The sequence below is a fragment of the Enterobacter cloacae complex sp. OE43NF genome, assembly GCF_023544405.1.
Taxonomy (GTDB): domain Bacteria; phylum Pseudomonadota; class Gammaproteobacteria; order Enterobacterales; family Enterobacteriaceae; genus Enterobacter; species Enterobacter cloacae.
In genome coordinates this window covers 1-6,479 of the sequence record NZ_JAMJFW010000090.1, presented here as the reverse complement: position 1 = coordinate 6,479, position 6,479 = coordinate 1, and the positions used below count along the sequence as shown (strand labels likewise).

Annotated in this window: 9 protein-coding genes and 1 pseudogene; all 10 read right to left on the bottom strand. The window is 55.2% G+C overall.

Annotation, left to right across the window (positions count from 1 at the left end):
- A partial coding sequence (locus M8370_RS22650; protein WP_250021787.1) for a C40 family peptidase occupies positions 1–185 on the bottom strand: 185 nt, incomplete at its 3' end.
- 1 nt (position 186) lies between these two features.
- Entirely contained in the window at positions 187–942 is a 756-nt protein-coding gene (locus M8370_RS22645) for a phage minor tail protein L (RefSeq protein ID WP_000055651.1), read from the bottom strand.
- The gene (locus tag M8370_RS22640; RefSeq protein ID WP_013096342.1) at positions 939–1,286 is read right to left on the bottom strand and encodes a phage tail protein; all 348 of its coding nucleotides are present in this window, start codon (positions 1,284–1,286) and stop codon (positions 939–941) included. Before M8370_RS22640 ends, M8370_RS22645 begins: the two co-directional genes overlap by 4 nt.
- A 5-nt stretch (positions 1,287–1,291) precedes the next feature.
- Positions 1,292–3,808: a phage tail tape measure protein gene (locus M8370_RS22635; RefSeq protein WP_250021786.1), complete on the bottom strand. Its 2,517-nt coding sequence runs from the start codon at positions 3,806–3,808 to the stop codon at positions 1,292–1,294.
- Positions 3,792–4,106: pseudogene (locus M8370_RS22630) on the bottom strand (phage tail assembly protein T); the annotation flags it as partial. The gene M8370_RS22635 and the pseudogene M8370_RS22630, both read right to left, overlap by 17 nt.
- A gap of 8 nt (positions 4,107–4,114) precedes the next feature.
- On the bottom strand, positions 4,115–4,537 hold the full coding sequence (gpG, locus tag M8370_RS22625) for a phage tail assembly chaperone G (RefSeq protein ID WP_013096339.1): 423 nt from the start codon (positions 4,535–4,537) through the stop codon (positions 4,115–4,117).
- A 38-nt stretch (positions 4,538–4,575) separates the two neighbouring features.
- On the bottom strand, positions 4,576–5,313 hold the full coding sequence (locus M8370_RS22620; protein ID WP_013096338.1) for a phage tail protein: 738 nt from the start codon (positions 5,311–5,313) through the stop codon (positions 4,576–4,578).
- A gap of 7 nt (positions 5,314–5,320) precedes the next feature.
- Complete coding sequence (gene gpU, locus M8370_RS22615; RefSeq protein ID WP_013096337.1) at positions 5,321–5,719, bottom strand: phage tail terminator protein; 399 nt, start codon at positions 5,717–5,719, stop codon at positions 5,321–5,323.
- Positions 5,716–6,270 (bottom strand): phage tail protein, encoded by a 555-nt coding sequence (locus M8370_RS22610; protein ID WP_013096336.1) that lies wholly within the window; start codon positions 6,268–6,270, stop codon positions 5,716–5,718. Before M8370_RS22610 ends, gpU begins: the two co-directional genes overlap by 4 nt.
- Before the next feature lie 8 nt (positions 6,271–6,278).
- The coding region (locus M8370_RS22605) for a DNA breaking-rejoining protein (protein WP_250021784.1) at positions 6,279–6,479 on the bottom strand (201 nt) is incomplete at its 5' end.

Genomic DNA, 6,479 nt, shown 5'->3' with positions numbered 1-6,479 from the left:
CCCCAGTCTTCTGCCGCTGCGTAATCTTCGGGGGACAGGTGAAAATGTTCAGTCGGCTCTGCTGCGAGATTACGACAGGGAAAATAGCGCTCAACCCGGCTTTTCTGTGCCACCACGCCGCAGCACTCGCGCGGATATTCCGCTGCAGCGTGTGCCATGATGGCATCAATGGTTTTCTGGCGCATATCAGCTCCTGATAAGAGATGTACCCGGGAAACCGCCGAACGGCAGCTCGTTGCTGTCTCCGTGCCGGAGCTTGCAGGCCGTCAGCGTGCCGTTGCAGACATCCAGCGAGGGATCGTCAACCGGATTATTGTTTTTGTCGAAATAGCGCGTTCCGGCATAGTCGCAGCCGTCGCCGGTCCGGTACTTGTTCCGGATGCACCAGCTGCATAACGAATGCAACTGCCGCGTGGGTATCATCTGGCCCTGTAAATCCATCGGACTGGAAAGCGTAAATTCGACAACTTCATCCGTCTCGGTGCTTCTGGCATCGATATAAAAGACCTTCAGCTTTTCCTGTGACGGGTCTGCAGTGGGATTGCCCTGCGGAAAATTTCTGGCGTCCAGATACTGTGCCAGCGTGTCGTGGATACTCACTTTCGCCTGCAGCAGATCGTCATACGCCAGACAGAGCGCTGAGATCGAACTGTCCAGGTTCGCCACTCTCAGTTTTGGCTGTGGACTGGTACCGTCCGTGGTCGCTTCAATACCCTCAACCTGACACGGCCAGGCTTTATACTCCTCCCCCTGCCACCAGATGGACTTCGCCGGAAGTTTATTCTCATCCCCACCTGCAGCCTCAATCTCTTCCGGGGTGTGTGCGATATTGTGTGCGTGGAAGCGGAGTACATCTGACATACCGAACGCTGTGCCATCGACAGAAAAAAGCCGGACTTCATTGCCCGGCTCGAGTTTTTGATAATCAGCATTAAGACTCATGGTGCAAATGCCTGTTCAAACGTTGCGGTTACGGTTATCACTTTTACGTTTTTAACCACCTTTTTGAGCGTGTCAGCCTCGACACGCCACAGCGCGGAATCGCCGAAAGGCGGAGTGAAAATAAACGACTTCACTTTATGCCGCCGAAGGAAAGCGTGAATTTCATTCGCTGTAGTTGGATCCCCTGAAAAAGAATATTCATAGGTGCGAATCTCATCATTCAGGCCGGAGCCGCTCACCTGTGCGTACCCGTCGCCGAACTGGACCTTCCTGACTGTGTCTTTGCTTCCCTCGGTGGGCTGGCTGGAAACCTTAATGCCCCAGGGGAATGTTTCTATCGTCATAACTGTTACCTGCGATTGGTCGCATTCCAGATAAGCCCACCGGGCTGGATTGCCCTGGCGATACCCTCGTTGACAGATTTGTTAATCACCTGCTGATACGCCTTACCCAGCCTGTCTCCGTCGTTTTGCTGCTGTGCGTTACCGGAAGCATTCTCGACCGTCACCGGGGCATATACACTGACACCGAAAGGTGCTGCAGCCGGGCCTGTACCACCACCCCCGACATACCCTCCCGTTGCATAGCCTTTCATCATCCGGTAAAGATTGCCGACGCCGATCCGGCTGGTAGCCTCTTTGGTGAAAACAAACTCACCACGGTGAACGACACCTGCTGGCTCATATTTCCCGCCTGAACCGGTATAACCGCCACCTGCAAATCCCAGCGCGGTTGATGCTGAATCCACTAAGCCTACCATCGCCTGTTTCAGCAGGATCTGTGTCAGCATGGAGAGCGTGGAGCGGGTGAAGTCAGCCCAGTCAGCCTTACCGCGCGTCAGCATGTCAGCCATATTTTGCCCGATTCCATCAAACGTACTGGTAGCAGCCGACTTCATCTGGCCATAAGCATCTGAAGCAGAATCAACATAATCTGCCCATGCGGATTTGGCCCCGGATTGCCAGTCGTCCCGCAGCTTATCCTGCTCGGCGTAATACGCCTGCAGCGCCTGCAACTCATTCTGATAACCAGCGTCGTTCTCCGAACCGCCACCATTTTTCCACCCCTGAAGAAGCTGGGCCTCCTCGTTGCGGCGTTGTGCTGCACGACTGCTCATTCCAGCACTTTCCGCTAGGGCCCTGGTTTTCTCGCCGATCTGCGTGACGTATTTTTGGGACGTATCCTGCAGGCGGTTAAGCCGCTCCTGCGCCACTATCTGATCGCCAAGCTTCGCGTTCAGCTCTGCACGGGAAAGCACCTCGCTTTTACTGGCCAGCAGGGATTTTTCCTCAGCAGAAAGCGTCCGGGTCTTCGCGGCCTCTTCCAGAACTGTAAACCGGGACTGTTGACGCCACAGCTCCTGACGCTGCTGACTGATGGTGTCATTTATCCCCTTATGCTCCTGCAGGGTGCGCAACTGTGCCTGCAGCTCCAGCGTCTGGGCGCTGGCCGTATCGGTTGCACGGGCACCTGCGGGGGTTCTGATTGCCGGGGTCTTCTTCGGCTTTTTAAGGGTGTCTTCGTACTCTTTTTTCGCGGCAGCCAGGTTGATGTTGTAGTCAGCCTGGAGGATCCGCCCCTCTTTCAGCGCCTTGTTGAGCTCGCTCTGCCTGGCCGTGTATTTCTCCAGTGCCGTCTGCGTTTTGGCATAGTTTGTCTGAGCCTGCGCAGCATACTTCTGGCGATCTGATTCCGCTGCCGCTTCGCGCGATGCATTCTCTTCATTCGCCCTGGCAATTCCCGCCTGCTGCTGCGCCATGTCCAGCGCCAGCCTGGCCGTTTCGCGGTCATTCCAGAATCGGGCACGGGCCTCATCATTGACATATCGGTCACCTTTACGCAGGTTCCAGATTTCATCGGCTTTTTTGAACGCGGCTTCGGCTTTTGCCACCATCTCCTGCGCGGTGTCAGGTCGGCCAATATCGAGGGCTGCATCCCACATCGACTTGAAGGCGCGCTTCAGGGAGTCCGCTGAAGATTCAATCGTCCCCATATTGTCGCGGATGGCTTTGGTCTGATCGTTGAATCCGGCTGTAGCAGCCTCGTTAGCCGCCTGCAGTGCGCCAGCCTCATCACCGGCACGCTGCAGCTGCGCCACATGGGCAATCTGTTCAGCGGTAACGTTATGGAACTGCTGGGCCATCGCGATCAGGCCCGATGTCGGGTCAGTTGCGAGCTTGCCATAGGCTGCTGCGACCTTTTCCACCGGCACGCCGGAGGCATCGGTAAACCGCGCCACCGCCTGGCTCATGTCATCAAAGCGCGAGCCAGCACGCACACCCGCGTTGATAAGTTCGGTCAGCGCTTCACTGGTCTGGTTGAAGGTCAGCCCCGCTGCCTGTCCGTTACGCGCCAGTGCCAGCATGCGGTCAGCGGTCAGTCCGGCTGTGTTCCCCGACAGTACCAGCGTTTTGTTGAAATCAGACAGGGTGGAAGAGCCCTGGTACCAGGCATAGAACAACGCGCCCGTTGCAACGGACAATGCACCAATGCCGACCATCAACGGGGAAATCGTCCCCAGCAACGCCCGGAATGTCGGAATGATCCCGCCAAAGGAGTCCTTAACCTGACCGCCCTGCTGAAGCAGAATCAGCCAGGGGTTCTGCCCACCCGCCAGCTGCGTGGCTACATCGGTAAACTGTGCCGGGAGCATACGCATTGCGGCGTTATACTGACCCACAGAAATACCCGCTTTGCGCGCGGCGTTCTCCTGGCGGCTGAAGGACTGCTGGATACGTAACGCTTCGTCGTTTGCTGCACTGCCGGTCTGTTTTAATTCTTTTTTGACGTAGTTGAGCTGCTCGCTGAATTTCGACGAGTTAACGTCAAGGTTAACGACCAGATCACCTACTGCCGTCTGGGCCATAGCGCACGCCTCCTGAAATACCTGCAGCCTTCGCCATCAGCGTATTGTCATCCGGTTCATCAATGTCGATGGGTTCCGGTGCAGTATTAAGAATGCTGAAACTGTCCGGGGTTAACTCCGGATCGGCAAAAAACAGGGTTGAGATGGTGTAGAGCAAGCCGGAGAAGTGTGCGTCCAGCTGCGCATCATGAAAGTAATTGTCCTGATAGAAGATTTTCCAGTCGCCGTACTCCGTTGAGGACATGCCAGCAAGCATGGCACGCCAGTTCGGGCGACCGAACTCACGCGCCAGTTTCATGGCAAATTTCAGCTCACTGGCGAGGGCTTTTCCGCAGTAACGGGTTCAGCGGGTTTATAACCTTCTTCGGCGGACGCTGCCTGGTCATCAGTTACCGGCGCAATCATCCCGGACAGGAGCTTCACCTTATATTCCGCTTCGGCAACCAGTTCGGTCGGCCATGACTGCATGACCTCATCCTGAATCTTTGCCACTTCCGCCGCCGCATTTTCTCCCTGGGAGCCTTTCAGTTCGTGGCCGTGCCAGAGCGACATCGCCACGAGGAACGCCCCACTTTTTACGGTGAGGGTGATGGCCGCCTGGAAATCGCCGGCTTCAACTGCCTCCAGCTGCTTCAGGTATTCGAGGTATTCAATACGCTGAAGCGCCGAAAGCTGGAACAATGTGACGCTGCTGCCGTTACTTTCCAGCAGTTCGCTCTTTAGAAACATATTTACTCCGGGTCGGAACGGGGCTCACGCCCCGGTTATCAGGAAACAGTGACTTTGCAGATCGCCACAAAGTTACCGTCATTGCTCATAACGATGATTTCTACGGTGCCCGCCGCCACGCCGGTGACAGTCAGGGTATTGCCGTTAACGGTGACCGTTGCTTTTGAAGGATCAGAGCTGGCTACGCGGAAGGATTTATCTGACGCACTGGCCGGAAGGACTGAAACCACCAGTTGCGTTGTGGCTGCGACCGCTACAGCTGCAGTGGATTTATCCAGACTGATCCCCGTGACAGCAATCGGCGCGGTACCGCTGTCCTCTGCCAGCGATGGTTTGCCGTTGTTTGTGATTTTGGCCGTGCGGGTCATGACCTCTTTGGACGTAATGGTTTTACCGAGGCTGCTCACCCAGCCCTTAAACACATCGACAACCCCATTCGGATATTTGATTTTATATCCCCTCACGGTGCCCTCATCGAACCAGTTCACCAGGTCCTGCTGCCCGGAGTCTCCCGGCATCCACGCGAGTGTCAGGTTGGTTTCACCGGCTGATTTCTGCCCCTGCATCGTTGATGTCCAGTCGGCATTCTCATCATCGATGTAGGTGTCATCTTCAGATTCAGCCGTCAGTTCACCGGGCTGCAGGTCTTTAATCTTTGCGAGGCGCAACCAGTCAACGTCTGAAAGCGGATTGGCATAGGGGTCACCGGTTCCGGTGTAAACCCAGAGAGTGGTACCGGCACCTTTTGTTGGCGCCAGCGGGTTTGGTGTGGCCATAGGATCCTCACATTACATAGCTGATTGAATAACTGAGATCGGCTGACCCCCACATCATCACTTCCTCATCTCGCTGATAGTCATAGCCATTTGCATTCATCAGTTCGATTAGGGGCAGCAATTCTGGGATATCAGCCAGAGCGGGGTACACTTTTTCTTCCATCCAGGCATCCAGAGCTGAATCGGTCTCTTTTGCCTTCAAAAAGACCTCGATATGCAGCAGTGCAGTCCACATATCTTCATCCACGCTATCTTCTGAAGCTCTCGCGTCTGTCAGATAGACGGCTACAGCAGGCAAATCTTCTTCTTCCAGAAATCCCGGACGGCCGTCGAACCAGGTTATTTGCTCTGTAATACTGCGTTTCAGGGCCGTCAGAACGGCGGCCCGTATCTGCGGGTGTTTCATCGTTTGAGTATCAACCTCAGTTGGTTTTGCAGGTTCTGGCGCATAACTGCTGGCATGTTTTCGTCCATCAGCCGGGGTAGCTCCGCACGGAAGGCCTCTGTAAGGGGAACAGCCAGTGGAATGCTGACCACTTCAATGGGGTAGCGGTTCTTGGTGGTGCGTCGCAGCACATGCCATCGACCATTTGCCAGTTGCTGGATAAAAGCGCCTGGAAAACGAAACGGGCCTATTCTGAGCACACTGTTTGCACCCGACTTATCCCGTTTTCTGCGGGACAGACGAACACTGGCGGGACCGAGTTTTATGGCGGGGAGATTTCCCCGGTTCACCCGAATAAGTGCGCGTGGTTTACTGACGGTAGCCCGCCGTAACCGGGCACGTTGCTTAACCAGTTTTCGAGGTACACGCGTCGATTTTGAAACGACAGAAACGCTTCGGTTGATGGCCTGCCCGGCAATACGGTTAACCGACTGGGCAGAGGCACGTGGTACGGCCGTTTTGCTGATGCTGTTGAGGTTTGCGATAGCCTGCTCGAGGCCTTTGATCGACATAGCCCCTCCTACTCAATGAAGATACGAGGTTTCCCGTTAAACAGTTCATGACGTGTGACGGTCCAGTTTTTGCCTTCCCAAACCACTTCATCGTTTCGCCGCGGGGTATATTCTCCACTGAATACCACCAGAGACCGTAAATTCCCTGATAACGGCCCCATCTCTTCAAGCAACTCAGCAGAGATAACGTCGTATGTGATTCCGTTAAT